The following is a 25,679-nucleotide window of genomic DNA, read 5'->3' on the forward strand; positions in this document are numbered from 1 at the left end:
CAAATTTTGAATCTCTCAGGGGACAGGAATGAAAGTAACGCTGCCAGAGTTTGAACGTGCAGGAGTGATGGTGGTTGGTGATGTGATGCTGGATCGTTACTGGTACGGCCCCACCAGTCGTATCTCGCCGGAAGCGCCGGTGCCCGTGGTTAAAGTGAATACCATCGAAGAACGTCCGGGCGGCGCGGCTAACGTGGCGATGAATATCGCTTCTCTCGGTGCTAATGCACGCCTGGTCGGGTTGACGGGCATTGACGATGCAGCGCGCGCGCTGAGTAAATCTCTGGCCGACGTCAACGTCAAATGCGACTTCGTTTCTGTACCAACGCATCCGACTATCACCAAATTACGGGTACTTTCCCGCAACCAACAGCTGATCCGCCTGGATTTTGAAGAAGGTTTCGAAGGTGTTGATCCGCAACCGCTGCACGAACGGATTAATCAGGCGCTGAGTTCGATTGGCGCGCTGGTGCTTTCTGACTACGCCAAAGGTGCGCTGGCAAGCGTACAGCAGATGATCCAACTGGCGCGTAAAGCGGGTGTTCCGGTGCTGATTGATCCAAAAGGTACCGATTTTGAGCGCTACCGCGGCGCTACGCTGTTAACGCCGAATCTCTCGGAATTTGAAGCTGTTGTCGGTAAATGTAAGACCGAAGAAGAGATTGTTGAGCGCGGCATGAAACTGATTGCCGATTACGAACTCTCGGCTCTGTTAGTGACCCGTTCCGAACAGGGTATGTCGCTGCTGCAACCGGGTAAAGCGCCGCTGCATATGCCAACCCAGGCGCAGGAAGTGTATGACGTTACCGGTGCGGGCGACACGGTGATTGGTGTCCTGGCGGCAACGCTGGCAGCGGGTAATTCGCTGGAAGAAGCCTGCTTCTTTGCCAATGCGGCGGCTGGTGTGGTGGTCGGCAAACTGGGGACGTCCACGGTTTCGCCGATCGAGCTGGAAAACGCTGTACGTGGACGCGCAGATACCGGCTTTGGCGTGATGACCGAAGAGGAACTGAAGCTGGCTGTAGCGGCAGCGCGTAAACGTGGTGAAAAAGTGGTAATGACCAACGGTGTCTTTGACATCCTGCACGCCGGGCACGTCTCTTATCTGGCAAATGCCCGCAAGCTGGGTGACCGCTTGATTGTTGCCGTCAACAGCGATGCCTCCACCAAACGGCTGAAAGGGGATTCCCGCCCGGTAAACCCACTCGAACAGCGTATGATTGTGCTGGGCGCACTGGAAGCGGTCGACTGGGTAGTGTCGTTTGAAGAGGACACGCCGCAGCGCTTGATCGCCGGGATCTTGCCAGATCTGCTGGTGAAAGGCGGCGACTATAAACCAGAAGAGATTGCCGGGAGTAAAGAAGTCTGGGCCAACGGTGGTGAAGTGTTGGTGCTCAACTTTGAAGACGGTTGCTCGACGACCAACATCATCAAGAAGATCCAACAGGATAAAAAAGGCTAACCGGAAAGCGGTTCACAGATCTCGCTTCGTACATGGCAGGCCTATTGACGCTGTTGTTTTTTCAACCTAGAGTAAAGGAACAAGGGTAAGGGAGGATTTCTCCCCCCTCTGATGAGTTGTTAGTAAGTCGGGAAACTTAACAGTAACAACACAACCAGTATGATGACGAACTTCATCATAACCCTTTCCTTATACAAGGCCCCTTCTTCGGGAGGGGCTTTCCCGTTTCAGCCCCTTGCTGCCCCCCGATTGTTGATGAGCGCCGGACCCCGCGCAATGCTTTCCCAGAGGCAATTTTGCCTTCCCCGAGCGGTCACGCAAAACGCTGCAACGTCCTGAGCATTTGCACCTTTTAGCGGAACGCAGATATAAAAAATCCCCGGCTTTTTGGGCCAGGGATATGTGTTAATGAAACCTTCTTGACGCTGATTTTTTTTCAACCTAAAGTAAAGGAACAAGGGTGAGGGAGGATTTCTCCCCCCTCTGATTGGCTGTTAATAAGCTGCGAAACTTACGAGTAACAACACAATCAGTATGATGACGAGCTTCATCATAACCCTTTCCTTCTGTAAGGCCCCCTTCTTCGGGAGGGGCTTTCCCGTTTCAGCCCCCTGCTGACTCCCCGATTGTTGATGAGCGCCAGACCCCACGCAATGCTTTCTCTGATGCAGTTTTGCCTTCCCCGAGCCGTCACGCAAAATGCTGCAACAACCTGATCATTTGCACTTTTTAGCGGAACGCAGATATAAAAAATCCCCGGCTTTTTGGGCCAGGGATTATTCCTGGAAGAGGGTTTACTCTGCTTTTTCTTCGACGGGAGTTGTTGAGGTTAAGGGTGAAGTCAATGCCGCCAGTGAGCCGCCTGAAACGCCAATTTCATTGAGCAAGGAGTCAATCAGCGGTGCCTGTGTGCGGTAAGAGAGAGCGGCTGATAATGCTTGTTCCGCCAGGTTTCCGCCCCCCACATTACCCGTGTTTGCATCACCCGCAGCGCCGCCACGATTCAGACCATCGACCTGAATAATCTTGATACCGTCGATTGACTTCATCGGCTCAACGGATTTCTCTATTACCGCAGGCAGCGCCTGCAACAAGGCCAGTTTGAATTTAAGGCTGGTTTGTTCATCAGAAAGTACGTTGATAGCATCGTTCAGCGCACGTTGTGCTTCTGCTTCCGCCAGACCCTTTTTACGTGTAGCTTCGGCTAACTCAACGATAGCCGCCGCCTGCATCTCTGCGGCTTCTTTTTCTGCTTTCGCCCGCACGGTCAGTTCAACCGCTTTGGTTTCTGCATCCTGCGCGGCAGCGATTAGGGCAACTTGTTTAGCACGATCGGCTTCGGCAGTCTGGCGAGTGGTTTCTACGTTTTGTTGGGCGCTTACCGCTTCTGCAAGTGCGAGATTAGCACGCGCTTCTGCCTGGGACTGTTGTTCCGATTTGGCGGCAATAGCGATCGATTTCGTCTGGTTAGCGATTTCGGTGACCTGCTGCTGTTCGATCTCTTTAATGCGAACTTCACGTTCAGCTTCAACCTTTCTTGAGCGGACGGCCTGTTCGCGGTCGATTTCTGTTTCCTGAATCTGTCGTTCAGCCAGAATTCGTGTCTGCTCTGCTTCACGACGACGTTCAGCTTCAAAAGCCGCAATACGTGCATTCTGTTCGGCAGTACGGGTTTTAACCTGCTGCTCCTGCTCAAGCGTCATAAACGCTTCTTGCTGTTCAATCTCCAGCTTGCGCGATAGCGCATCGCGATTTTTTTCACGCACCGCAACTTCTACATCCTGTTCAACTTCGTTACGTTCGCGGCGACGGCGCTCTGTTTCCTGAGTCAGTTTGGTTAAACCTTCGGCGTCAAAGGCATTGTTCGGATTGAAATGTTCTTTCGAGGTCTGGTTAAAGTTGGTAAGTGAAACGCTCTCCAGTTCCAGACCGTTTTTCGACAGGTCTTCTGCCACTGTATTTTGCACCCCCTGCACAAAGTTCTCGCGGGTATCCTGTAACTCATGCATGGTCATTTGCGCAGCTGTTGCACGGAGGGCATCGACAAATTTATCTTCAACCAACATACGTAAGTCTTCAGGCGACAGGGTGCGTTGCCCCAGCGTCTGGGCAGCGGTGGCAATCCCTTCTACTGAAGGTTTTACCCGCACAAAGAAAGCGACTACTACATCGACGCGCATACGATCTTTCGTAATCAGGCTATCAATGGTTGAGCGGCTGACTTCCAGCTTCAGAGTATTCATATTGATGGGGATTATTTCATGAAAGATCGGCATCACGATTGCGCCACCGCTCATTACCACTTTTTGCCCACCTAAACCAGTACGAACAAAAGCTTGCTCTGCCGAAGCGCGACGATAGAGCCTGGCGAAAATAATTCCAATAATAAACAGAATGCATACGGCAATAATTGCGGTAAACATCCAGGAGGGCACAGAATTAACAATATCATCCATTATTAAATTTCCTTTTGATTAATAAATTACAATATTTGGGGCCAGGGATTATTTTCCGCCAAATATCGCGTTGCAGAAAGTCGGCAAATAATTAACACTTTGTCTCCTTTAGTGAAAATTTTTCCTTCTTCAGGCTCCAGTAGTAAATAATGTATTTGGCCAAATTGATCGGTGAGTTTTCCTTCGCAGGGATTACCTGAAGTGGCTTGATGACCGGTAATTAACGCCATGCTACCAATATATTCTTCTTCTGTAATAGCTGAACTATGGTCGCGTGGAATCCAGGGCGCAACTATTTTACCGGTATAATGCACCGCAATAATCGTAAACAGTAAACTGACAGGAACCACGAACAGGTTCGACAGTGGTGATTGCCAGACCATGATGCAGGCATGCTGCAACAGGATGCCAATAAGACCAAAAAAACCAGCCAGTAAGCAGAGAACGACGAGAGCTGGCAATCTTCCAATATTGAGATAATGAAGTGCCTGGCTAATATGACCTGTGGTTATAGAATCATAATGGTCAAGATGTGCATCAAGAGCACCGGAGAGCATGTGACCGCAGATAAGCGCAAAAATTTCTAACAGGCCGATCAACAGTACAAAGGAAATAGCGAAAAGATAAGGGGTGTTATAGTCGGCGAATAAAATCATATATCACTCCAATGTCCATTTAGTGACGCAATATTTACTTTGTAATAGTTTCCTTGCTTACATTTACCTGTGTTAATAATAACACAGGTTAGAGAAGTTCTGGAAGAGAAAGTCTTTTAATATGGTTTTTTATTTTTCACTAAAAAGTGTGATCGGGGACAATATATTTACGCACGTTATGTTTAAAGGCACTACACTGATTGGGGAATACTGAAATCAGAAAAAGCATATGGCCTTAAAAGGTATGCGATAACCGGAGGATGTGCTTATGGATCATAGTCTTAATTCTTTAAATAATTTCGATTTCCTGGCGCGTAGTTTTGCCAGAATGCACGCAGAAGGTCGCCCGGTCGATATTCTGGCCGTTACTGGTAACATGGATGAAGAACATAGAACCTGGTTTTGCGCACGTTATGCCTGGTATTGTCAACAGATGATGCAGGCAAGAGAGCTGGAGTTAGAGCACTGATATAACGGGCCTGATGGCCCGTTTTAGTGTTTGTATTAGATACTAGTTATAGGTGATTTTCAGGATTACGTCTTTACTAAACGGTCCCTCAACAACCGTTTCTGCCGGGTTCGCACTCAGTTCTGCCCTGAATGGTGCGGTGACCGAAGGCGCACTAGACGATGAAAAAGAAGCAAATTGTGAGAAGCGGTTAAATTCCGTTGCTGTTCCATCGTTATGAAATATCTTCAATAGCAGACCATTACCTATATCCAGATGGCTATAATCACTCAAAATATCCGTAGTGAAAAAACTCCCTAAAATATTAAACTGCTCAGTACAGGCCGCACCCGGATCTTTGGTCATGACTACGCTAAACGTCTCACTCACGCTGGTATTTTTAATTGTTCGGGAATTTATTTTACCAAAGTCGACAACGCCATCAGCTGGTTCCAGATCAACATTAACAAAGCAGTCAAGGACATGAATGTTATTTAATCCGCGAATCCTGAAGGTCAGATTTTTATCTACTTCTATAGCACCTGCTCCGCTCATACCTTTAAATTCAAGTGCTATATATTCGTCAGGTAATACAAGTTTTTTATTTACTTTATTGGCATTTTTAGCTAGCTTAATATATAGCTGCACTCGTACTGGAAAAGTTACTGATAATTGCGGTTCAGGACCGCCACTACAGACTGCGGGCTTTTTGTAGCCATTCCCGAAGGTTCCGGCTCCTTTTATATCAATACATACAGGTGCTGCAATAGGTAGTGGAGATGTAGAATCATAATCAACCCCATTATAAGTTACACCGAAAGTATAAGAGTTTTGATTATAAAAGTCTTGACCTGATGCTAACAACATCATTATATTTGCCCATGCAGATGGGTATTCTTCTCCTGGAGATGGGCCTGGTAGTGCATTATTACAGAAAACATTCATAAAATATTCACTGCTTTGCCAGATTTTATCACCTTTTTTACCATCGCTGGGGATAGAGATTCTTGGTACGTAACCAATGACAACGGTATTTCCACCTTCATGTTCAGCATAGCAGTCCATTGCCCATGCAGGTAATGAACTAAAACCCATAAAAAAAGTAATAACAATTAACAAGTAGCGCATATTATTGATCTCGGTTGGCTACAGAAATATTACAAATGTTATTTACTACAGGGCAGTTTATTTCATAAAAACTTAATCCACCAAAGTCATTGATATAACCCACCTGAAAAGTTGACGGAACATTTTTAAACTGCGTATTTGCATAGCTAAAAGGGGTTACCATTAAGCTTTGCGTTTGTGGTAACATCGTTACCCCATTTGTTCCGATATAACCCAGCGTAACGTGATAAGGCATCTTATTGTTAAAGCGGATCGAACCGTCATTTCTACGAATGATTTCAACTTTTTCGTAAGTCATTACCCCATCGTCTTCTAATTCAATGGCTTTTGGCCGCCAGAATAGTTTCAATGCGTGCTGCATAGTGACTTGCATCACATTTTTTTTATCTGTTTTGGGCGGTATTTCTCGCACGTTAAAATAGAAGAGCGTTTCTCTGTCTTTAGGAAGTTGAGCAATTTTTTCCTGAGTTATCATTCTTATTTGAATTTGCTCACTGGGATTTAAACGCACCATTGGAGGAACAGTGACAATAAAGTCACGCGATTTATTGCCTTTCGTATCTTCTATCCATGTTTGGGCCAGATAGGGCAGGTTTTTACTTTGATTAGTAAGTTTTAATGCTTCGCCTTTATCTGACTCATTCATTATGATACGGGTACGATCCGGGATGATGGCACCCCAGGCAATGCTGCTCATACAGGAGAGTAATACTCCTGCTGCAATGATATTCTTTGTATTTAAGTAGCGCATTAGTTTCATCCTGAATTAATTTTGGCTAATACACGGTAAAATAGCCGTTCCGGTGGTTAAGTTGCTGCTATTGGGTGGTTGAATAAAACAAGATTTGTCACCCCAGCGTAAAGCAAGTTTGTTATCATCCTGAATGCCGTTGAGGTATACAAAGCCGCCATCAGCAACCAGTCCTAATTCTTTGTGGCTGGTTTCATCTTTTACGCTAATCCCCAGTGGTGGATGACTACCATCTGCCAGGCGAATAACCCCTATGATTTGGTAGCCCTTGCGGGTATCAAGTTTGGCGTAGCCAATAGCACCCTCGGTTAAGGTGGTGGTGATAACCGAGTTTTCGATATCCACATTTTCTGGCAGATTTCGGGTATCAACACTTAATGATGTTGTTATGTAACTGCTGACTGATGGAATAACTCCGATGCCATACCGATTAGTTACCGCGCGTTTATTGTTCAACGGAATATCTTCAGTGCCGTCTGCGTCGATCATAAAACGCGAGTCAGCACTACCGCTATAGTCGTGGAAAGCGGCACCGTGGCGAGTCGCAGTGAATGAACCATTCCAACTGGCATTCAGAGAATAATAACTGTCTCGCTGTGATGTACCGGAGAGGTAGAGTCGACCGTTCTCGGTATTATGCTGATAACTGGCGCGTAGTGACGCTTTCATATCTTTGAATTCATCATTGTCGCCTGAAGCAGAAACGCTCCAGGAATTATTTCGATCGGAAGAGTCATACCACGAAGCAGTATGCGAAATCTCATTATCCTGATTTCGTTGCATACCATAGCTCAATGTTCTACTAGTTCCCCAGGGAATCGAAATATTTAGGTACAGTTGATCCTGGTTGTCTTCTTCCCAGTTTATTCGGCTAAATGTTAGAGAAGTGGAGACGTTTTTTAATGGCCCGATATCAAAATCGCGGCTAAGTGATAATGAATAATTCACATTACTGCTGGCGTCCCAGTAAGTATTACGAGCCAAACTTACGTATGTATTTAACCTTAATGATTCAAGATACTGGTTAAACGTGACAATATAACTCTCTTTTTCATTCTGATAATTCGTGTAATGGTTAGTGTCATTGATATATTCATTCATTGTCACAAAGTTTTTATCAGAGAAACGGTAACCAGCGAAAGTGAGCTGGCTACCGGTAGATTCAAAACGTTTTGAATAGTTAGCGCGGTAGCTATAACCCGTTTCTTTATCCTGATTATGCAACTGAGCATCAGATCGTGTGACATCAAAAGATAATGAACCTAATGAGTTAAGGTTAAAACCAACGCCGGCAGCCAGAGATTGATAATCACGGTTTGTTAAAACTGAACCACCATACAGGGATACATTGTTCAGCCAACCCCATGAGAATTCACCAGTCCAGAAGAAGGGTTGTTGTAAGGAATCACCACCAACGCTGGTCGGTTTACCCATAGCAGTGGTGTAGCGAATCTGCCCTTTACGCGTCAGATAAGGAATACTATTAGATGCAACTTGCCATTGCGTAACGCGTCCGTCCTCTTCTTCAACCTTGACGTCAAGTTGCCCCTGTAATGTATTGAATAAATTGGTAATAGCAAATGGGCCTGGAGGAACATTTTCTTGATAAATAATACGGTTGTTCTGTGAGACAGTGACCTTTGCATTCGTTTGTGCGACACCCGTGATTTGCGGTGCGTAACCACGTAGGTCTGGCGGTAACATATTCTCATCGCTTTTCAACGAAATGCCAGAAAAATGGAAAGAGTCGAAAATAGAGGATTCAGTATCGTATTGACCTATAGTTAGTTTTGCATTCATTGCTGGGATTGGGCGAAACAAATAAATACGCGGAAAATCCAGGTTGGTCGCCTGGCTTTTGCCATTGTTAAATGACTGATCGTACTGGTAATCAGTACGCAGGCGCCAGGCCCCAAGATTAACCCCAGCCTGCCCATAGGAACTTATATTTTGCGAATTATCGCCCTGATGTGGTGCATAATGAGAGGCATATAAATTGTAGTCAAGAAATGCCCCAGCAATACCATGATTCCAAAGTTCAGGAGGCGTCCAGTTTGCATCTTTGTATTTTAACCATGCCTGAGGTGCAGATATGGATAATTGCATTTTCCCTTTATCGAGATAAGTTGTAATTTGTTTTTCTTTTTCGATAGGGTAACAACCATCGATCAGGTTTTGCTGAGTTTTTTCAATAAATTCATCAGTAAATCCTAATAATGTTAATTGCTCTGGTGTCACGCAAACTGCAGTTTGGTTATTAATTAATACCCATTGGAGGTCAAGGTGGATTGGCGTCCTCTTATTATTAATCAGAGTGCTTAGTGAATATTTGCCGACGGGTAATTGGCCATCAGTTTCAAATTGGGAAAGGTTAACGTTTTCACGATCTTCGGCTTCGATTAAATCTTTGTTGAATTCAACGGCATAAGCTGACGCACAACCAATGATGATAACGGATAATGAACAATAAATATTTTTAATCAATTCGCTTATTGTGGTTAATTTTAATTTTTTATACATCTGATCCACTTATCATTAATCCGTTAATGATGTGGCCGGGCGAACCCGGCCAAATGCGATTACTCGTAAGCAATCTTGTAGTCAGCCTGAGCGTAAACGTTGCCCGGGGTGGCATCTTTGCTTGGGGATTCCATACGAGCTTTGAAATTCAGTTCCTGATAGCTGTTGGTATTGTTGAACGTAATTACTACCGGAGTACCTAAAGTTACTTCGCCGCTCTGGCTGTCCAGAATACGTACGCCAACGCCAGTGGCGCCGCCGATTTCAGTTTCTTTGGTATTTTTCAGAAGATCAGACTGACCCGTCATGGTATTTGCTGTAGTGAAAGTAACCTTCGCTTTTGAATAAGTAGTTCCACCCTGACTCAGCATGCAGTCCTGCAGGTGAATAGTGAAAGGTTCAGCCAAAGATTTCTGATCGCTTTTCAGTACGGTATCTGCTACTTCACCCAGATTTACAGTTAAATCTTCGTCACCTGGTTTAATAGAACATGGAGCAGAGATAACTTCACCTTTAAATTTAACAATACCGTGACCTTCATCAGCAAACACGTTATTGGAAAGAATCATTGCTACGCCAGCAACAAGAAGTGACTTTTTAAAAGCGGACATAATATTCCTTTATATAAAGATAAGTAGAAAAGAGAATGATTAGTAACTGTTATTTAAGGACTACTAATCATTGAAATATGATATTTTATTTTGTGTTTTTTATAAAATTAGTTTATCTAAATATCGATTAAGTAAAACTTAAAAAATACATTGCAATTATACTTTCAATTGTACTCATTCATTTTTGTGATGGTTTTCTGAATGGGATTACGCGATAAGGTAATAGAAAGCACTATAAATTAGAGGATTAATTCATAATTTACAGTGCATTAAAGACGAATGTTTACAGCGTTGGGGGGAGAGTCTCTGGATCTGGCTGCTTTTTGATCTCAGTACTGCGATTTTCCAGTTCGCTGATTCTTTGTTCAAGCAGCGCCAGTTTTTCACGAGTCCGTAACAGGACTTGCGTTTGGACGTCGAACTCTTCACGGCTTACAAGGTCGAGGCGCGTCAGCTGCGCTTGTAGGGTTTGGCGGATTTTTTTCTCCACATCTTCCCCGAACTCCCTGATTCCTTTAGGCATTGATTCGTGAACCTGGCGAGCGATTTGCTCAATTTTTTTCGGGTCAATCATTGTAGTTTCCCTGTACTGATAGGTGTTGAGTGCCATTGTAGTGCGATAAGGGTAAGTCATAAACCAGAATTATGTGAAGCTATGCGTTGCTGCCGCTAATCATTAGCGTTATAGTGAATCCGCTTATTCTCAGGGCGGGGCGAAATTCCCCACCGGCGGTAAATCAACTCAGTTGAAAGCCCGCGAGCGCTTTGGGTGCGAACTCAAAGGACAGCAGATCCGGTGTAATTCCGGGGCCGACGGTTAGAGTCCGGATGGGAGAGAGTAACGATTCTGTCGGGCATGGACCCGCTCACGTTATTTTGGCTATATGCCGCCACTCCTAAGACTGCCCTGATTCTGGTAACCATAATTTTAGTGAGGTTTTTTTACCATGAATCAGACGCTACTTTCCTCTTTTGGTACGCCTTTCGAACGTGTTGAAAATGCACTGGCTGCGCTGCGTGAAGGACGCGGTGTAATGGTGCTTGATGATGAAGACCGTGAAAACGAAGGTGATATGATCTTCCCGGCAGAAACCATGACTGTTGAGCAGATGGCGCTGACCATTCGCCACGGTAGCGGTATTGTTTGCCTGTGCATTACTGAAGATCGCCGTAAACAACTCGATCTGCCAATGATGGTAGAAAATAACACCAGCGCCTATGGCACCGGTTTTACCGTGACCATTGAAGCAGCTGAAGGTGTGACTACCGGTGTTTCTGCCGCTGACCGTATTACGACCGTTCGCGCAGCGATTGCCGATGGCGCAAAACCGTCAGATCTGAATCGTCCTGGCCACGTTTTCCCACTTCGCGCTCAGGCAGGTGGTGTACTGACGCGTGGCGGTCATACTGAAGCAACTATTGATCTGATGACGCTGGCAGGCTTTAAACCGGCTGGTGTACTGTGTGAGCTGACTAATGACGATGGCACGATGGCGCGTGCACCAGAGTGTATTGAGTTTGCCAATAAACACAATATGGCGCTCGTGACTATTGAAGACCTGGTGGCATACCGTCAGGCACATGAGCGTAAAGCCAGCTGAAAACCGCTGCTTAATTTACTGCCTTAATCAAGAAACCGAAGTTGTAGCAGGCTTCGGTTTTTATTTTTCCCTGCTATGCAAGATGTTAATTCCGCTTCTCTTTCTATGAGAAAATTTCATTAATATCAGGCATTCTTTTTCATTATGATCAAAATCATATAATTGTTCCGTTATTATGCGACCATATGAATATATCCGAAAAAGGATATGTGAAATTTATACGCTAAATGTTTAGTATTGTTAAATATTAAGGGTAAAAGGATGTTTATCGCCTGGTACTGGATTGTATTGATTGCTCTGGTTGTGGTGGGTTATTTCCTGCATTTGAAACGTTATTGTCGGGCGTTTCGCCAGGACAGAGACGCACTGCTTGAAGCGCGGAACAAATACTTAAACAGTACGAGAGAAGAGACAGCCGAAAAGGTAGAATAAGGCTTTCGTGAAGCTGGCAGAAGTTGTCCATGCGCTGGACAACTTCTGATGTTGTTTTTAACCAATTCCCGCCGTTTGTAGCAGCACTAAACTGAATCCCATCACTGACATTCCACATAGTACGCCATAGCTGGGGTTATTATTAGGGTCAATCTCTTTGGCGAGCGGCATTAATTCATCAACCGAGAGCGCCACCATAATTCCTGCAACCGCCGCCATGATTGCCGCCATGACCACCGGGGAAATCATGCTACCGAGGATTAACCACGCCAGCACACCACCAAGAATTTCTGCTAGTCCAGAAATCCCCGCCCACAGAATCGCGGTGCGTTTAGACCCCGTTGCCGCATAAACCGGGCCTGCCACTGCCAGACCTTCAGGGATATTGTGCAACGCGACGGCCAGTGCGATGCCAAATCCCAGCTCCAGGTTGCTGCTCGCCGTGACAAAGGTGGCAATCCCTTCCGGGAAGTTATGCAGACTGATGCCGAGAGTGAGCAGAATGGCTGTGCGCTTGATCGATTTTGGCAACGGCTGCACCGATTTTTGCATTAAATCCTGCGGATGAGCATGTGGCAACATGCGGTCCAGGCCAAAATAGCCAAGCAGACCGAAGATAAACATTCCATAACCCAACACAGGCGACATTCCTTCAGCTGCTAGTGCGGCAGGAAGCATTTCCATTAATGAGATGAGCAACATGATCCCCGCCGCAAAACCTAGCGAAAACGCCAGTAAGCGGTTCGAGGGTTTTTGCCCGAGAACGCCGAGAAACGCGCCAATAAACGTGGCTGCCCCCGCCAGTATGGTCAGAATGAGAGGTACTGACATCGACAACTCCTTATAAATCTTCACCTTCAGGCAGATCGTCAAAATAACTGATGATCATCATCATTGTTATCCGGGTTCTTACTCCGCCGAACAAGCGTATTGTGAGGATATCAAAATGACACCTTTAGTTAAGGATATCATCATGTCTTCAACACGTATGCCAGCATTGTTTTTAGGTCACGGTAGTCCGATGAACGTGCTGGAAGATAATTTGTATACCCGCAGCTGGCAGAAGTTGGGGATGACATTGCCACGCCCGCAAGCGATTGTGGTGGTTTCGGCTCACTGGTTTACCCGTGGAACAGGAGTGACCGCGATGGAGACGCCGCCCACGATTCATGACTTTGGTGGCTTCCCGCAGGCGCTGTACGATACGCATTATCCTGCTCCGGGTTCGCCTGCGCTGGCACAGCGTCTGGTTGAGCTGTTAGCGCCGATCCCGGTGACGCTGGATAAAGAAGCCTGGGGCTTTGACCACGGCTCGTGGGGCGTGCTGATTAAGATGTATCCTGACGCTGATATCCCGATGGTGCAGTTGAGTATCGACAGTAGCAAACCTGCCGCCTGGCATTTCGAAATGGGGCGCAAACTGGCAGCGTTGCGAGATGAAGGAATAATGTTGGTCGCCAGCGGTAACGTGGTGCATAACCTGCGCACAGTGAAGTGGCACGGTGATAGTTCACCGTATCCGTGGGCGACGTCGTTTAATGAGTATGTGAAAGCGAATCTGACGTGGCAAGGGCCAGTGGAACAACATCCTCTGGTGAATTACCTCGACCATGAAGGTGGCACGTTATCGAACCCAACGCCAGAGCATTATTTGCCGTTGTTGTATGTGTTAGGTGCGTGGGATGGGCAGGAGCCAATTACCATTCCGGTTGAGGGTATAGAAATGGGCAGCCTGAGTATGCTGTCGGTGCAGATAGGCTAACAATTACCGGATGGCGAGTGCCATCCGGTATCGTGGCTTATTCAACAAAAATATGTGGATAAAACCGAGACATATCCTGGGTGATCAATGCACGGTCTTCACGAATGCCAATTCCGGCGGGTTGATCGTTCACCAGCCAGCTACCAATCAGCATATAGCTGTCGCCGAATTTCGGTAACGGGTGGAATTGCTGAACAATCATCCCTTCTTCGCCATACGGACCTTCCGCTGCTTCAATGGTTTTGCCGTTCTCAATGATCGACACGTTTGCGCCTTCACGGGAGAAGATCGGTTTAACCACATATTTTTCCATTTGCGGATGATCATCTTCCGCAAAATAAGCGGGCAGCAGGTTCGGGTGATTCGGGAACATCTCCCACAGTAGCGGTAGAAGTGCCTTGTTGGAGATAATGCTCTTCCACGCCGGTTCCAGCCAGCGTACGCCTGCATCCTCCAGCTTGGTTGAGAACATCTCACGCAACATAAATTCCCACGGATACAGTTTGAACAGGTTGGAAATTACCTGATCCTGTAAATCCGTGAACTGACCTTTTTCACCTAACCCGATATCATCGATGTAGAGGAACTCAGTAGCAATTTCAGCTTCCGTTGCGCAGTCCTGCAAATACTGAATGGTTCCGCGATCTTCCACCGTGTCGCGACAGCAGGTGAGATGCAGCAACTGGAAGCCATACTGTTCACGCAGCTCAACGAAGCGATCGATCAGTTTTTCTTGCAGACTGTTAAACTGGTCGCTGCCCTCCGGCAAGTTACCGGCGTTAAGCTGATCTTCCAGCCAGATCCACTGAAAGAACGCCGCCTCGTATAGTGACGTTGGCGTATCGGCGTTATTTTCCAGAAGTTTAGGTTCACCAGTGCCATCCCACGCCAGATCAAGACGCGAATAAAGCGATGGCTGGTGCGTCAGCCATGACTGGCGCACAAAACTCCAGGTGTGTTTTGGAATGCGGAATTTGGTCATCAGCTCATCGCTGGCGATCACTTTTTCCACCACTTTCAGGCACATCTGGTGCAGTTCGGCGGTGACTTCTTCCAGCTTTTCAACCTGGGCGAGGGTCAACTTGTAGTAAGCATCTTCACACCAGTACGGCTCGCCGTACATGGTGTGAAAATTGAAACCGTATTCGTGGGCTTTCTCACGCCAGTCCGGGCGCTCGGTAATACTGACTCTTTCCATCGGTATCAGCCACCCATTGAACGAGAAGAGGTACCGGTTGCACTACGCTGCATAGTGCTTTGTTTGGCAACAGATTCACCAAAACCGCCACGGGTAACGGTAGTGGTGGTCGCCGGTTTTGGTGCCATTGCCGTCTTCGGTACGGTCATGGTGCGGCCTGGCTGGGCTGCGCCATAGTTTTTACCCGTCGCGTCGGTATATTTACCGTAAGCCGGACTGGCTGGGTTTTTCGAGGAGAACAGCGGCTGCTGTGCAAATCCCGCGCCGCCGCCCATCAGACGCCCCATCATGTAACCGGCCATCAGCGGCATCCAGAAACTCCCGCTGGATTGCTGGGCCTGCGCCTGGTTTTCTGGTGCCATGCCAGCCTGGGCTGGTGCCTGCTGGCACTGACCTTCACCAAATTCAGCAACACAGTCTTCACGGGTGGCGTATTTCGGCGCAGTACGTTCGGCTTCTTTCAGCGCATTGTTGTACGCGGTGGTACATTCGGCGCTTTTGCCTGGGTTTGCAGCTGAACAGTCGTCAGCATTTTGATAGAGAGACACTGTTTCATCACTCTTTTCACAGCCAGCCAGCATAAAAACAGTGGCAACCGCGAGAGCGACTGGTGTCAGATGGCGTGCGCTCCAGTTTTTGCGGAACGATGCGTGGCGTATGGATTTTGTCCGTTTCATTTTTGTCTTCCGGGACCAGTAGTAAATACCCATCAGAATAGAGGATGGCTGGTCGAAATTGAAGCGAGAAGGGGGAAGAATGCGGCAGATAACCCGTATCTTTACGTTGCCTTACGTTCAGACGGGGCCGAAGCCCCGTCGTCGTCATCAGTTACGGAAAGGGTTATGACCGTTACTGGTGGTAGTGCGTGCGGATGTTTGCTGAACGACGGGGGCCGGGCTATCAGGCGCATAACCATCAGCAATAGCATTCTGTTCCGGCGTTTGCGGGGCAACGTTTTCCGGATTAGTGGAAACCGGTTTGCTCAGCGCATTGTTCAGTGCCAGCAGATCCTGCTCGTTCAACGTACCCAGGGCTGACTTAATATTCAGCTGATTAATCAGGTAGTTATAACGCGCATTCGCCAGCTCTTGCTTGGCGTTGTACAACGTGGTGGTCGCATCCAACACATCAACAATGGTACGCGTACCGACCGAGTAGCCCGCTTCCATCGCGTCTAATGAGCTTTGAGCGGAAACTACGGCTTGTTTGTAGGCGTTAATGCTACTGATAGATGCATTAATGTTGTTGAAGGAGGAACGCACGGTCTGCACGACGCTACGATGGGCACTTTCCAGTTGCTCGCTGGCACCGACAAAGTTGTACTGTGCCTGTTTCACCTGCGAGTTAACCATTCCGCCCTGATAAATCGGCAGCGAGAAGCTCAGGCCAACTTTGTTCTGGCCCATATTGCTATCGTCATACTGGGTACCAGCGGCACCACGGGTTTTCGAACCGCTATAAGAGGTGTCAGAAATCCCGGTAGAAGCCGTTAAATCCAGAGTCGGTAAGTGACCATCCTGCGCCTGGCGAATTTGCTCGCGCGCCAGGTCCTGGCTCAAGCGTGCCTGTAACAGCGACAGGTTGCGTTTTTCGGCTTCTTTCAGCAGCGCGTTAACCGGCTGTGGTTTGTCGGTTTTAAAGTTTTCGACATTCAGCGCAGCCAGTTCCGGATAGTAGTTACCGGTGATCTGGCGCAGCTGCTCTACCGCGTTATCAAGGTTATTACGTGCGGTCACTTCGTTCGCCAGCACGGTATCGTACTGTGCGCGGGCGTTCTGCACGTCGGTGATCGCTACCAGGCCCACGTTAAAACGTTGGGTGGTTTGATCTAATTGACGGTAGATCGCTTCTTTTTGTGCCTGTGTATAGGAAAGAACGTCAATAGCATTCAACACGTTGAAATAAGCGGTCGCGGTGTTGAGGATCAAGGTTTGCTGATCGGTCTGATACGTGACGTCCTGAATCCCTGCTGCTTTTTCCTGCAGCGTTAACGCACGCCATTTCGACATATCAAAAATGGATTGAGTTAACTGCAAGGACGCACTGGTCGCGTTAGAGTTGATGCCGTTCGCGTCGCGGTAGCCGTTGCTATAGGTGTAATCTGCACCTAAACCTAGCTGTGGCAGTAATGGACTGCGCGCTTCATTAATTTTTTCAAAGGCAGCATCACGATCGGCGGCAGACTTACGCAATTCCGGGTTACTAAGGCGTGCTTGCTGATAAACTTGCATCAGGTTCTCGGCCTGGCTCAACGAACTGAACCCAGAAAGGCTCAGGCCGATAAGAATGGGGAGCAATTTCTTCATTTGCATTCCTTGTGGTGAAGCAGTATTTAGCGCGATCAAACTGTAAAATTATTGCGGATTCTAGCAGAAGCCGCTACCGCAAAAGGTTGGCGTTACGTGCCATAGGGCGTTAATGTGCCTCAATTTAACACATGACTGCTCAAACGGCAGTCAAACGTCGCTGAAATTCACATTTAATTCACTATTAGTGCCAGGACATTAACAATGCTTAAGCCAGACAGCCTGCCCGTTACATTTGGCAAAAACGATGTAGAAATTATTGCACGAGAAACACTTTATCGCGGCTTTTTTTCATTAGATCTTTATAGATTTCGTCATCGTTTATTCAACGGGCAAATGAGTCATGAGGTACGGCGGGAAATTTTTGAGCGCGGTCACGCCGCAGTCTTGCTACCCTTTGACCCAGTGCGTGATGAAGTTGTGCTGATTGAGCAGATTCGGATTGCCGCATACGACACCAGTGAAACCCCCTGGCTACTGGAGATGGTTGCCGGGATGATTGAAGAGGGTGAAAGTGTGGAAGATGTTGCCCGTCGCGAAGCGATTGAAGAGGCGGGACTGATAGTCAAACGGACCAAACCGGTGTTAAGTTTCCTGGCAAGCCCGGGAGGCACCAGTGAGCGTTCGTCAATTATGGTGGGCGAAGTGGACGCCACGACCGCAAGCGGTATTCATGGTCTGGCTGATGAAAACGAAGATATTCGCGTTCATGTGGTAAGCCGGGAACAGGCATACCAGTGGGTAGAAGAGGGGAAAATCGACAACGCAGCGTCGGTCATCGCTTTGCAATGGCTGCAGCTGCATCATCAAGCGTTAAAAAATGAGTGGGCATAAATGAAGCGTTACACACCTGACTTTCCTGAAATGATGCGCCTGTGCGAGATGAACTTTTCACAATTGCGCCGTTTGTTACCGCGCAATGACGCACCCGGCGAAACTGTAAGCTATCAGGTGGCAAACGCACAATATCGGCTGACGATTGTGGAATCGACCCGATACACTACCCTGGTGACAATAGAACAGACTGCGCCCGCGATCAGTTACTGGAGCCTTCCGTCAATGACGGTGCGTCTGTATCATGACGCGATGGTGGCTGAAGTGTGTTCAAGCCAGCAGATTTTTCGCTTCAAAGCGCGGTATGATTATCCTAATAAAAAGTTGCATCAACGCGACGAAAAGCATCAAATTAACCAGTTTTTAGCGGACTGGTTGCGATACTGTTTAGCACATGGAGCGATGGCGATTCCGGTTTACTAGCGTCGTGAAACCTAAGGACACCATTTGGAAAGCCTGTTAACCCTTCCTCTGGCTGGTGAGGCCAGAGTCAGGATTTTACAAATTACCGATACTCACCTGTTTGCACAAAAGCACGAAGCCCTGTTAGGGGTAAACACCTGGGAAAGCTACCAGGCGGTGCTGGAGGCGATTCGTCCACACCAGCACGAATTCGACCTGATTGTCGCGACAGGTGATTTAGCGCAGGATCAATCCTCTGCGGCCTATCAGCATTTCGCTGAAGGCATCGCAAGTTTTCGTGCGCCCTGCGTCTGGCTGCCTGGCAACCACGATTTCCAGCCCGCGATGTACAGCGCGTTACAGGATGCGGGTATCTCCCCGGCGAAGCGCGTGTTTATTGGTGAGCAATGGCAAATCCTGTTGCTGGATAGCCAGGTGTTTGGCGTGCCGCACGGTGAGCTGAGCGAGTTTCAGCTTGAGTGGCTGGAACGTAAACTGGCCGATGCGCCAGAACGCCATACGTTGCTGCTGCTGCATCATCATCCGCTACCTGCGGGTTGTAGTTGGCTCGATCAACACAGTCTGCGTAACGCGGGCGAACTGGATACCGTGCTGGCGAAGTTTCCGCACGTCAAATACTTGCTGTGCGGTCATATTCATCAGGAGCTGGATCTCGACTGGAACGGTCGCCGCCTGCTGGCAACGCCGTCGACCTGTGTGCAGTTTAAGCCGCACTGTTCCAACTTTACGCTGGACACCATCGCGCCCGGCTGGCGTACTCTCGAGTTACATGCTGATGGCACGCTGACCACCGAGGTGCATCGCCTGGCGGACACACGTTTCCAACCTGATACCGCTTCAGAAGGCTACTGATGTCTACGCTTCTTTATTTACACGGTTTCAACAGCTCGCCGCGCTCTGCAAAAGCGAGCTTGTTAAAAAACTGGCTGGCGGAACATCACCCTGACGTTGAGATGATCATTCCGCAGTTGCCGCCGTATCCTTCCGACGCGGCAGAGCTGCTGGAATCCATTGTCCTGGAACATGGCGGTGATTCGCTGGGTATTGTCGGTTCGTCACTGGGGGGATATTACGCCACCTGGTTGTCACAATGTTTTATGCTGCCCGCAGTGGTGGTAAACCCGGCGGTGCGCCCGTTTGAACTGCTGACGGACTATCTCGGTCAGAACGAGAACCCCTACACCGGGCAGCAATATGTGCTAGAGTCACGCCATATTTACGATCTTAAAGTCATGCAGATTGACCCGCTGGAAGCGCCGGATTTGATCTGGCTGCTGCAACAGACGGGAGATGAAGTGCTGGATTACCGCCAGGCGGTGGCGTACTACGCTTCCTGCCGCCAGACTGTCATAGAAGGCGGCAACCACGCATTCACGGGCTTCGAAGATTATTTCAACCCGATCGTCGATTTTCTTGGTCTGCACCATCTCTGACGATCAACTCGAATTGCTAACTTAAACCATGACGCAAACTTATAACGCTGATGCCATTGAGGTACTCACCGGGCTTGAGCCGGTTCGCCGCCGTCCGGGGATGTATACCGATACCACTCGCCCTAACCATTTGGGGCAAGAAGTTATTGATAACAGTGTCGATGAAGCACTGGCGGGTCACGCAAAACGCGTGGACGTAATCTTACATGCTGACCAGTCGTTAGAAGTGATTGACGATGGGCGCGGGATGCCGGTGGATATTCACCCGGAAGAGGGTGTACCGGCGGTTGAACTGATTCTTTGCCGTTTGCACGCGGGCGGTAAATTCTCTAACAAAAATTACCAGTTCTCTGGCGGCCTGCATGGCGTGGGGATTTCGGTGGTTAACGCCCTGTCGAAGCGCGTTGAAGTTAACGTGCGCCGCGATGGTCAGGTTTATAACATCGCCTTTGAAAATGGCGAAAAGGTGCAGGATTTACAGGTTGTCGGCACTTGCGGTAAACGCAATACCGGTACCAGCGTGCACTTCTGGCCGGATGAAACCTTCTTTGACAGCCCGCGATTTTCTGTTTCACGCCTGACGCATGTGCTGAAAGCCAAAGCGGTACTGTGCCCCGGCGTTGAGATTACCTTTAAAGATGAGATCAACAACACCGAACAGCGCTGGTGCTATCAGGACGGTCTGAATGATTACCTGGCGGAAGCGGTAAACGGTTTACCGACGCTGCCAGAAAAACCGTTTATCGGTAATTTCGCTGGTGATACTGAAGCTGTGGACTGGGCGCTACTGTGGCTGCCGGAAGGCGGTGAACTGCTGACCGAAAGCTACGTCAACCTTATCCCAACGATGCAGGGCGGTACGCACGTTAACGGTCTGCGTCAGGGCCTGTTGGACGCGATGCGTGAGTTCTGTGAATACCGCAACATTCTGCCGCGCGGTGTAAAGTTGTCGGCGGAAGATATCTGGGATCGCTGCGCCTATGTGCTGTCAGTAAAAATGCAGGATCCGCAGTTTGCCGGGCAGACCAAAGAGCGTCTCTCTTCGCGTCAGTGCGCGGCATTCGTTTCTGGCGTGGTGAAAGATGCCTTTATCCTGTGGCTGAACCAGAACGTTCAGGCGGCGGAGTTGCTGGCAGAGATGGCGATTTCCAGCGCCCAGCGTCGTATGCGTGCGGCTAAGAAAGTGGTGCGTAAAAAGCTGACCAGCGGCCCGGCGCTGCCTGGCAAACTGGCTGACTGTACCGCGCAGGATCTTAACCGTACCGAACTGTTCCTTGTGGAAGGTGACTCTGCAGGCGGATCTGCCAAGCAGGCGCGCGATCGCGAATATCAGGCGATCATGCCACTGAAAGGTAAGATCCTTAACACCTGGGAAGTTTCTTCCGACGAAGTGCTGGCCTCGCAGGAAGTGCATGATATTTCGGTAGCGATCGGTATCGATCCTGACAGCGACGATCTGAGCCAGCTTCGTTATGGCAAAATCTGTATCCTCGCGGATGCGGACTCTGATGGTCTGCACATTGCCACGCTGCTCTGCGCTTTGTTCGTAAAACACTTCCGCGCGTTGGTGAAACACGGTCACGTTTACGTCGCACTGCCACCGCTCTACCGTATTGATCTCGGGAAAGAGGTTTATTACGCGCTGACGGAAGAAGAGAAAGAAGGCGTACTTGAGCAATTAAAACGCAAGAAAGGCAAGCCGAACGTCCAGCGTTTTAAAGGTCTCGGGGAAATGAACCCGATGCAATTGCGCGAAACCACGCTTGATCCGAACACTCGCCGTCTGGTGCAGTTGACTATCGATGATGAAGACGATCAGCGTACTGACGCGATGATGGATATGCTGCTGGCGAAGAAACGCTCGGAAGATCGCCGCAACTGGTTGCAAGAGAAAGGCGACATGGCGGAGATTGAGGTTTAAAGGAAAGAACATTGCCCGGTCAGGATGGCCGGGCAAACAAGGCAGGTTTAAATCCCAGGTTGCAGGATGCGGATATTCATCTCCAGCACGTCGCCTTTTACGGCTTCGCTGTACGCCTTCATGTGCGGGGTTTGCAGATGCGCTTCAAGGTGCGCGATGCTTTCCCACTGCTCAATCATCACGATAGAATCCGGTGCCATAGACTGGAAACTCACGCCAGCAGCGCAATCCACCATTGGCGCATAGCCGTGGCAACCTTCTTCTTTCAGTACGGTTGGAACGATTTTAGCAAACTGATCCAATACCGCCTGACGGTGATGTTGACCAGGACGAGTACGGATTTCTGCGATTACGGTAAGCATGGTTAACTCCTTCTAAAGCCTGAGCTCTAGTTAACCAAAAATTTCCACAAGATGCTTGCGATATTCTTCAGTATAGCGGGGAACATCAGGCATTTTTATCACGTCATTAGCGATAAATGTCGGCAGCGGTTCCATGCCAAGGAATTGGTTTGCTTTATGGAACGGCAGATACACACCGTCGACGCCAACGCCGTGGAAGAATTGAGCTTTTTCGGTGAAGGCTTCCATTGGTGCGTTCCAGGTCAGAGAAAGCATATATTTTTTGCCCTGTACCAGGCCGCCGGAACCGTATTTTTTTGACGGATCTTTGCGGGTACGGCCATCGCTGGCATACAGCGTTCCATGACCTTCGGTGAATACATCATCAATATATTTTTTCACTGTCCACGGCGCGCCCATCCACCAGCCTGGCATCTGCCAGATCACCACATCAGCCCAGAGAAAGTTTTGTACTTCCGCTTTGACATCGTAGTCGCTGTCGGCGCGAACGATGCGGACATCATGCCCAAGGTCGCGCAGTGTGCCATCCGCGACTTCGGTCAGGGTGTCGTTCAGTTGACCATTGGAGTGGGCGAATTTTTTCGCGCCGTTGATAATCAGGATGTTGCTCATTTTTTAACCTCAAGGTGAGACGTTTGCCGACTATAGTACGTCACAGAGCGGTACGGTGAAATTAGCAAAATGTGCAAAGTCTTTTGCGAATTTAGCAAAAGTCTGATCTTACTCTGACTCACCGATGCAGGATAAATATTTTCTGAAAATGACAATACTGATAGCCATTCCTCATAATTCTTACTCGCACCGGAATAATTTACACGTTTGGTTCGGTTTTTTTGGGGATTGAAAATATGGCTTTGAATAAGTAAAAGATGAAAGTATCAACGTGTCATGTTGATAATTATAAATGGATTTTTATGAGCGTACTGATATATGTTAAAGCAGAAAATTAAAACAATATTTGAAGCATTGCTATATATAATGCTTACTTATTGGTTAATAGATTCTTTTTTTGCTTTCAATAAGTATGACTGGATGCTTGAGTCGGGAGGAAATATTTGCAGTATACCTTCCGTTTCAGGCGAAGATCGTATATTGCAAGCAATGATTGCAGCATTTTTTCTTCTTACGCCACTTATTATTCTTATCTTAAGAAAACTCTTTATGCGGGAAATGTTCGAGTTTTGGGTATATGTATTCTCGCTCGGTATTTGTCTGGTTTGTGGTTGGTGGCTTTTTTGGGGACGGTTTATATTTTGCTATTAGTAAAATCTATGAGAGTCGTTTTAACGGCTCTCATAGACAGAGAAGTTACCAGCTTACCTTCGCCTCAAATCCACCTTGTTCCGCATTCCCAAATTCAACATTCATGCCATGCAATTTGGCGATTCGCTGGACAATCGATAGCCCAAGCCCGCTGCCGGTAGCGGTTTGTCCGGGTGGGCGATAGAAGCGTTCGCCAATTCGCGCCAGTGCCTCTGGTGTCACACCGGGGCCGTTATCCCTCACGATGAAATTATCAGCATTCAGCGTGACGTCTACCACGCTGCCCTGTGGACTGTAGCGCACGGCGTTATCCAGCAAATTTCGCACCAACAAACTTAGCAATAGCGGTTGCCCGGTGCGTTTGATGCTGTGGGCATTGAGTGTCAGTCGCACGTCAATTTTCGCCTGCTGCGCCGTGTGGTAAATATCCATCACCGACGATTGCAGGAGATCTTCAAGCGGGATCTCCGCGACGTCCTGAAGGTTATCCAGTGAGTCCAGCCGCGATAGCGTGAGCAGTTGATCAACCAGACGAGTAGCGCGATCGATCCCGGAATGTAATTGGAGCAGTGCTTTTTTCCGCGCCTGCGGATCATCGTCAGAGAGCTGCGCAACTTCGGTTTGCACTTTCAGCGCCGTTAACGGGCTACGAAGTTCGTGAGCTGCGTCGGAGGTAAAGCGTCGTTCACGAACCATCATCGCATGTGTGCGGGCGAACAGTTGATTTAGCGACTCAACCAGTGGCCGCACTTCGCTGGGTACGCCAGTCGCGTTTAGTGGTTTTTCCGAGTCAGGGTCACGCATACGTAGTGCCAGCGCCAGTTTGTTCAGCGGCGCGAGTTCACGACCCAGTAGTACCATCATGATGATTAACATAATCGGCAGTGCGACCAGCCACGGGATCAATTGCCCGGCAACAATCGCCAGCGCCATGTCTTCACGGTATTCCCATTCCTGGCCAACAACGATGCGATATTTGCCATCAGGTGAGGTCATCCAGACAAAACGCCAAGGATCGTCTTCACCGACCAGTTGCCCGTCAGCAAAACCTTCCCGTTGATAGCTATAGGGAATATCTTCTCCGTTATCGCCATCATTAAGGACCATTCTGCCGTCGTGGGTAAAGATGGCAAAGGTCAGCGCATCGTCATCAACATGACCGTGTTTTAATCTATTTGGCGTCTGTGCCATGCGATCCGCCGCGTTGATTTCGTTGAGATCGAGCGTACTTAACCGCTTGGCAAACAGCATCAGTTGGGTGTCGAACAATTCATCGACGTTATCCGTTGTTTGTTTCCAGGCGACAAAGCTGGAAAGCAGCCAGGTCACCGAGGCCAGAATTAAAAAGATTAGCGTCAGCCTGACGCGCAGACTAAGACGTTGGGTAAATTTCATTTCTCACCTAATGTGTAACCAATACCATGCACGGTACGAATAAAATCACTACCGAGTTTGCGTCGCAGATGATGCACATGCACTTCAACGGCATTACTGGTGACCTCTTCGTCCCAGGTATACAGTTTCTCTTCAATCAGTTTGCGCGGCAGTACCCGACCAGCGTTACGCATCAGTAATTCCAGCAGGGCAAATTCTTTTGGTTTCAGTGTTAAGGGTTCGCCAGCCAGCGTGGCGATACGTTTGCCGGGGTCGAGCATGACGTTACCGTGGCGCAGCTCGTTGCTGGCCTGGCCGTTGGTTCGGCGCATCAGAGCTTCCAGCCTGGCGGCGACTTCTATCAACGCAAAAGGTTTACACAGATAATCGTCAGCTCCCAGACGCAGCCCTTCTACACGTTCCGCCAGCGCATCGCGCGCGGTCAGGATCAGTACCGGCTCACGCTGACCTTTTTCTCGCCATTCGCGCAAAATATCGCGACCATCCATGCCTGGTAAGGTTAAATCCAGGATCACCGCATCATAAGGTGCGCTATAAAGCGCCTCTTTTCCCTGACGACCTTGTGTAAACCAGTCGACGCTAAAACCCATTTTACTAAGGCCCGTTTTGATGCCGTCGCCAATCAGCATGTCATCTTCTATCAGTAAAATTCGCATTTTTTCATCCCTGCGATAACCGTATTTGCTGCCAGTAAACCGTGTTGTAACGCGCTCTGTA

Annotated in this window: 28 protein-coding genes and 1 riboswitch; of the genes, 11 read left to right on the forward strand and 17 right to left on the reverse strand. The window is 48.4% G+C overall.

Features of this window, described 5'->3' with window-relative positions; genetic code table 11:
• Window positions 1-28 precede the first annotated feature (28 nt).
• Complete coding sequence (gene hldE / locus AB4H76_RS03990) at window positions 29-1,462, forward strand: bifunctional D-glycero-beta-D-manno-heptose-7-phosphate kinase/D-glycero-beta-D-manno-heptose 1-phosphate adenylyltransferase HldE (RefSeq protein WP_000869178.1); 1,434 nt, start codon at window positions 29-31, stop codon at window positions 1,460-1,462.
• A gap of 119 nt (window positions 1,463-1,581) precedes the next feature.
• Here hldE and ibsE read toward each other — a convergent pair whose 3' ends face one another.
• The 4 genes from ibsE to AB4H76_RS04010 all read right to left on the reverse strand — a co-directional run bounded on the left by ibsE (window position 1,582) and on the right by AB4H76_RS04010 (window position 4,574).
• Entirely contained in the window at window positions 1,582-1,641 is a 60-nt protein-coding gene (gene ibsE, locus AB4H76_RS03995; RefSeq protein ID WP_001387082.1) for a type I toxin-antitoxin system Ibs family toxin, read from the reverse strand.
• 315 nt (window positions 1,642-1,956) lie between these two features.
• Window positions 1,957-2,016, reverse strand: coding sequence for a type I toxin-antitoxin system Ibs family toxin (locus AB4H76_RS04000; RefSeq protein WP_001387081.1), 60 nt, complete (start codon window positions 2,014-2,016; stop codon window positions 1,957-1,959).
• 240 nt (window positions 2,017-2,256) lie between these two features.
• Window positions 2,257-3,918 carry a flotillin family protein gene (locus AB4H76_RS04005; RefSeq protein ID WP_001311137.1) on the reverse strand — a complete coding sequence of 554 codons (1,662 nt, stop codon included), beginning with the start codon at window positions 3,916-3,918 and terminating at the stop codon, window positions 2,257-2,259.
• Between the two features lie 26 nt (window positions 3,919-3,944).
• Entirely contained in the window at window positions 3,945-4,574 is a 630-nt protein-coding gene (locus tag AB4H76_RS04010; protein ID WP_000599926.1) for an OB-fold-containig protein, read from the reverse strand.
• A gap of 268 nt (window positions 4,575-4,842) precedes the next feature.
• Here AB4H76_RS04010 and glgS point away from each other — a divergent pair, with 268 nt between their 5' ends.
• Window positions 4,843-5,043 (forward strand): cell surface composition regulator GlgS, encoded by a 201-nt coding sequence (glgS, locus tag AB4H76_RS04015; RefSeq protein ID WP_000350095.1) that lies wholly within the window; start codon window positions 4,843-4,845, stop codon window positions 5,041-5,043.
• A 42-nt stretch (window positions 5,044-5,085) separates the two neighbouring features.
• Here glgS and AB4H76_RS04020 read toward each other — a convergent pair whose 3' ends face one another.
• From AB4H76_RS04020 to ubiK, 5 genes are all read right to left on the reverse strand, one after another.
• Window positions 5,086-6,150: a fimbrial protein gene (locus tag AB4H76_RS04020; protein ID WP_001269802.1), complete on the reverse strand. Its 1,065-nt coding sequence runs from the start codon at window positions 6,148-6,150 to the stop codon at window positions 5,086-5,088.
• A 1-nt stretch (window position 6,151) separates the two neighbouring features.
• On the reverse strand, window positions 6,152-6,901 hold the full coding sequence (locus tag AB4H76_RS04025; protein WP_001269824.1) for a molecular chaperone: 750 nt from the start codon (window positions 6,899-6,901) through the stop codon (window positions 6,152-6,154).
• Window positions 6,902-6,916: 15 nt separating this feature from the next.
• On the reverse strand, window positions 6,917-9,421 hold the full coding sequence (locus AB4H76_RS04030; protein ID WP_001460069.1) for a fimbria/pilus outer membrane usher protein: 2,505 nt from the start codon (window positions 9,419-9,421) through the stop codon (window positions 6,917-6,919).
• Between the two features lie 59 nt (window positions 9,422-9,480).
• The gene (locus AB4H76_RS04035; RefSeq protein ID WP_001272145.1) at window positions 9,481-10,032 is read right to left on the reverse strand and encodes a fimbrial-like protein; all 552 of its coding nucleotides are present in this window, start codon (window positions 10,030-10,032) and stop codon (window positions 9,481-9,483) included.
• Window positions 10,033-10,315: 283 nt separating this feature from the next.
• Complete coding sequence (gene ubiK / locus AB4H76_RS04040) at window positions 10,316-10,606, reverse strand: ubiquinone biosynthesis accessory factor UbiK (RefSeq protein ID WP_001295626.1); 291 nt, start codon at window positions 10,604-10,606, stop codon at window positions 10,316-10,318.
• Between the two features lie 121 nt (window positions 10,607-10,727).
• Window positions 10,728-10,876, forward strand: a riboswitch (FMN riboswitch).
• A gap of 103 nt (window positions 10,877-10,979) precedes the next feature.
• Here ubiK and ribB point away from each other — a divergent pair.
• Together ribB and yqiD are read left to right on the forward strand one after the other, a co-directional pair.
• Window positions 10,980-11,633, forward strand: a complete 654-nt coding sequence (ribB, locus tag AB4H76_RS04045; RefSeq protein ID WP_001076997.1) for a 3,4-dihydroxy-2-butanone-4-phosphate synthase — start codon at window positions 10,980-10,982, stop codon at window positions 11,631-11,633.
• A 261-nt stretch (window positions 11,634-11,894) separates the two neighbouring features.
• A complete protein-coding gene (yqiD, locus tag AB4H76_RS04050) occupies window positions 11,895-12,065 on the forward strand; it encodes a protein YqiD (RefSeq protein ID WP_000469266.1) in 171 nt (56 codons plus the stop codon).
• Between the two features lie 57 nt (window positions 12,066-12,122).
• Here the strand turns inward: yqiD and zupT are convergent, their stop codons facing one another.
• Window positions 12,123-12,896: a zinc transporter ZupT gene (gene zupT, locus AB4H76_RS04055; RefSeq protein ID WP_001295627.1), complete on the reverse strand. Its 774-nt coding sequence runs from the start codon at window positions 12,894-12,896 to the stop codon at window positions 12,123-12,125.
• A gap of 142 nt (window positions 12,897-13,038) precedes the next feature.
• On the opposite strand from zupT, the gene ygiD reads away from it, so the two are divergent.
• Window positions 13,039-13,827, forward strand: a complete 789-nt coding sequence (ygiD, locus tag AB4H76_RS04060) for a 4,5-DOPA dioxygenase extradiol (RefSeq protein WP_001320780.1) — start codon at window positions 13,039-13,041, stop codon at window positions 13,825-13,827.
• A gap of 37 nt (window positions 13,828-13,864) precedes the next feature.
• On the opposite strand, the gene AB4H76_RS04065 is transcribed toward ygiD, so the two are convergent.
• From AB4H76_RS04065 to tolC, 3 genes are all read right to left on the reverse strand, one after another.
• A complete protein-coding gene (locus AB4H76_RS04065; RefSeq protein ID WP_000442860.1) occupies window positions 13,865-15,025 on the reverse strand; it encodes a glutathionylspermidine synthase family protein in 1,161 nt (386 codons plus the stop codon).
• A gap of 5 nt (window positions 15,026-15,030) precedes the next feature.
• Window positions 15,031-15,702: a DUF1190 family protein gene (locus AB4H76_RS04070; protein ID WP_000831543.1), complete on the reverse strand. Its 672-nt coding sequence runs from the start codon at window positions 15,700-15,702 to the stop codon at window positions 15,031-15,033.
• 147 nt (window positions 15,703-15,849) lie between these two features.
• The gene (tolC, locus tag AB4H76_RS04075) at window positions 15,850-17,331 is read right to left on the reverse strand and encodes an outer membrane channel protein TolC (RefSeq protein ID WP_000735278.1); all 1,482 of its coding nucleotides are present in this window, start codon (window positions 17,329-17,331) and stop codon (window positions 15,850-15,852) included.
• 204 nt (window positions 17,332-17,535) lie between these two features.
• On the opposite strand from tolC, the gene nudF reads away from it, so the two are divergent.
• From nudF to parE, 5 genes are read left to right on the forward strand one after another with little or no spacing between them, the layout of a single operon-like run.
• A complete protein-coding gene (gene nudF / locus AB4H76_RS04080) occupies window positions 17,536-18,165 on the forward strand; it encodes an ADP-ribose diphosphatase (RefSeq protein ID WP_000917138.1) in 630 nt (209 codons plus the stop codon).
• Window positions 18,166-18,588: a DUF1249 family protein gene (locus tag AB4H76_RS04085; RefSeq protein ID WP_000833393.1), complete on the forward strand. Its 423-nt coding sequence runs from the start codon at window positions 18,166-18,168 to the stop codon at window positions 18,586-18,588.
• A 24-nt stretch (window positions 18,589-18,612) separates the two neighbouring features.
• Window positions 18,613-19,440 (forward strand): 3',5'-cyclic-AMP phosphodiesterase, encoded by an 828-nt coding sequence (cpdA, locus tag AB4H76_RS04090; protein WP_000444747.1) that lies wholly within the window; start codon window positions 18,613-18,615, stop codon window positions 19,438-19,440.
• Window positions 19,440-20,021, forward strand: a complete 582-nt coding sequence (gene yqiA, locus AB4H76_RS04095; protein WP_000105733.1) for an esterase YqiA — start codon at window positions 19,440-19,442, stop codon at window positions 20,019-20,021. Before cpdA ends, yqiA begins: the two co-directional genes overlap by 1 nt.
• 28 nt (window positions 20,022-20,049) lie before the next feature.
• A complete protein-coding gene (gene parE / locus AB4H76_RS04100; protein WP_000195296.1) occupies window positions 20,050-21,942 on the forward strand; it encodes a DNA topoisomerase IV subunit B in 1,893 nt (630 codons plus the stop codon).
• Between the two features lie 47 nt (window positions 21,943-21,989).
• On the opposite strand, the gene AB4H76_RS04105 is transcribed toward parE, so the two are convergent.
• Entirely contained in the window at window positions 21,990-22,304 is a 315-nt protein-coding gene (locus tag AB4H76_RS04105) for a putative quinol monooxygenase (RefSeq protein ID WP_000958598.1), read from the reverse strand.
• A gap of 30 nt (window positions 22,305-22,334) precedes the next feature.
• Window positions 22,335-22,916, reverse strand: a complete 582-nt coding sequence (gene mdaB / locus AB4H76_RS04110) for an NADPH:quinone oxidoreductase MdaB (protein WP_077492296.1) — start codon at window positions 22,914-22,916, stop codon at window positions 22,335-22,337.
• A gap of 318 nt (window positions 22,917-23,234) precedes the next feature.
• On the opposite strand from mdaB, the gene AB4H76_RS04115 reads away from it, so the two are divergent.
• Complete coding sequence (locus AB4H76_RS04115; RefSeq protein WP_000917684.1) at window positions 23,235-23,567, forward strand: DUF2645 family protein; 333 nt, start codon at window positions 23,235-23,237, stop codon at window positions 23,565-23,567.
• A gap of 45 nt (window positions 23,568-23,612) precedes the next feature.
• Here the strand turns inward: AB4H76_RS04115 and qseC are convergent, their stop codons facing one another.
• Window positions 23,613-24,962, reverse strand: a complete 1,350-nt coding sequence (gene qseC / locus AB4H76_RS04120) for a quorum sensing histidine kinase QseC (protein WP_000673402.1) — start codon at window positions 24,960-24,962, stop codon at window positions 23,613-23,615.
• A complete protein-coding gene (qseB, locus tag AB4H76_RS04125; RefSeq protein ID WP_001221493.1) occupies window positions 24,959-25,618 on the reverse strand; it encodes a quorum sensing response regulator transcription factor QseB in 660 nt (219 codons plus the stop codon). Before qseB ends, qseC begins: the two co-directional genes overlap by 4 nt.
• Window positions 25,619-25,679: the final 61 nt, after the last annotated feature.

Origin of the sequence: Escherichia sp. UTM R2 (assembly GCF_048593455.1) — a bacterium.
In the GTDB taxonomy this organism is placed as follows: Bacteria; Pseudomonadota; Gammaproteobacteria; order Enterobacterales; family Enterobacteriaceae; genus Escherichia; species Escherichia coli.

Bases quoted from the DNA above. Each gene is read 5' to 3' on its own strand.
- hldE (WP_000869178.1), top strand. From the start codon at position 29: ATGAAAGTAACGCTGCCAGAGTTTGAACGTGCAGGAGTGATGGTGGTT.
- AB4H76_RS04005 (WP_001311137.1), bottom strand. From the start codon at position 3,918: ATGGATGATATTGTTAATTCTGTGCCCTCCTGGATGTTTACCGCAATT.
- AB4H76_RS04010 (WP_000599926.1), bottom strand. From the start codon at position 4,574: ATGATTTTATTCGCCGACTATAACACCCCTTATCTTTTCGCTATTTCC.
- glgS (WP_000350095.1), top strand. From the start codon at position 4,843: ATGGATCATAGTCTTAATTCTTTAAATAATTTCGATTTCCTGGCGCGT.
- AB4H76_RS04020 (WP_001269802.1), bottom strand. From the start codon at position 6,150: ATGCGCTACTTGTTAATTGTTATTACTTTTTTTATGGGTTTTAGTTCA.
- AB4H76_RS04025 (WP_001269824.1), bottom strand. From the start codon at position 6,901: ATGCGCTACTTAAATACAAAGAATATCATTGCAGCAGGAGTATTACTC.
- AB4H76_RS04030 (WP_001460069.1), bottom strand. From the start codon at position 9,421: ATGTATAAAAAATTAAAATTAACCACAATAAGCGAATTGATTAAAAAT.
- AB4H76_RS04035 (WP_001272145.1), bottom strand. From the start codon at position 10,032: ATGTCCGCTTTTAAAAAGTCACTTCTTGTTGCTGGCGTAGCAATGATT.
- ubiK (WP_001295626.1), bottom strand. From the start codon at position 10,606: ATGATTGACCCGAAAAAAATTGAGCAAATCGCTCGCCAGGTTCACGAA.
- ribB (WP_001076997.1), top strand. From the start codon at position 10,980: ATGAATCAGACGCTACTTTCCTCTTTTGGTACGCCTTTCGAACGTGTT.
- yqiD (WP_000469266.1), top strand. From the start codon at position 11,895: ATGTTTATCGCCTGGTACTGGATTGTATTGATTGCTCTGGTTGTGGTG.
- zupT (WP_001295627.1), bottom strand. From the start codon at position 12,896: ATGTCAGTACCTCTCATTCTGACCATACTGGCGGGGGCAGCCACGTTT.
- ygiD (WP_001320780.1), top strand. From the start codon at position 13,039: ATGTCTTCAACACGTATGCCAGCATTGTTTTTAGGTCACGGTAGTCCG.
- AB4H76_RS04065 (WP_000442860.1), bottom strand. From the start codon at position 15,025: ATGGAAAGAGTCAGTATTACCGAGCGCCCGGACTGGCGTGAGAAAGCC.
- AB4H76_RS04070 (WP_000831543.1), bottom strand. From the start codon at position 15,702: ATGAAACGGACAAAATCCATACGCCACGCATCGTTCCGCAAAAACTGG.
- tolC (WP_000735278.1), bottom strand. From the start codon at position 17,331: ATGAAGAAATTGCTCCCCATTCTTATCGGCCTGAGCCTTTCTGGGTTC.
- nudF (WP_000917138.1), top strand. From the start codon at position 17,536: ATGCTTAAGCCAGACAGCCTGCCCGTTACATTTGGCAAAAACGATGTA.
- AB4H76_RS04085 (WP_000833393.1), top strand. From the start codon at position 18,166: ATGAAGCGTTACACACCTGACTTTCCTGAAATGATGCGCCTGTGCGAG.
- yqiA (WP_000105733.1), top strand. From the start codon at position 19,440: ATGTCTACGCTTCTTTATTTACACGGTTTCAACAGCTCGCCGCGCTCT.
- parE (WP_000195296.1), top strand. From the start codon at position 20,050: ATGACGCAAACTTATAACGCTGATGCCATTGAGGTACTCACCGGGCTT.
- AB4H76_RS04105 (WP_000958598.1), bottom strand. From the start codon at position 22,304: ATGCTTACCGTAATCGCAGAAATCCGTACTCGTCCTGGTCAACATCAC.
- mdaB (WP_077492296.1), bottom strand. From the start codon at position 22,916: ATGAGCAACATCCTGATTATCAACGGCGCGAAAAAATTCGCCCACTCC.
- AB4H76_RS04115 (WP_000917684.1), top strand. From the start codon at position 23,235: ATGTTAAAGCAGAAAATTAAAACAATATTTGAAGCATTGCTATATATA.
- qseC (WP_000673402.1), bottom strand. From the start codon at position 24,962: ATGAAATTTACCCAACGTCTTAGTCTGCGCGTCAGGCTGACGCTAATC.
- qseB (WP_001221493.1), bottom strand. From the start codon at position 25,618: ATGCGAATTTTACTGATAGAAGATGACATGCTGATTGGCGACGGCATC.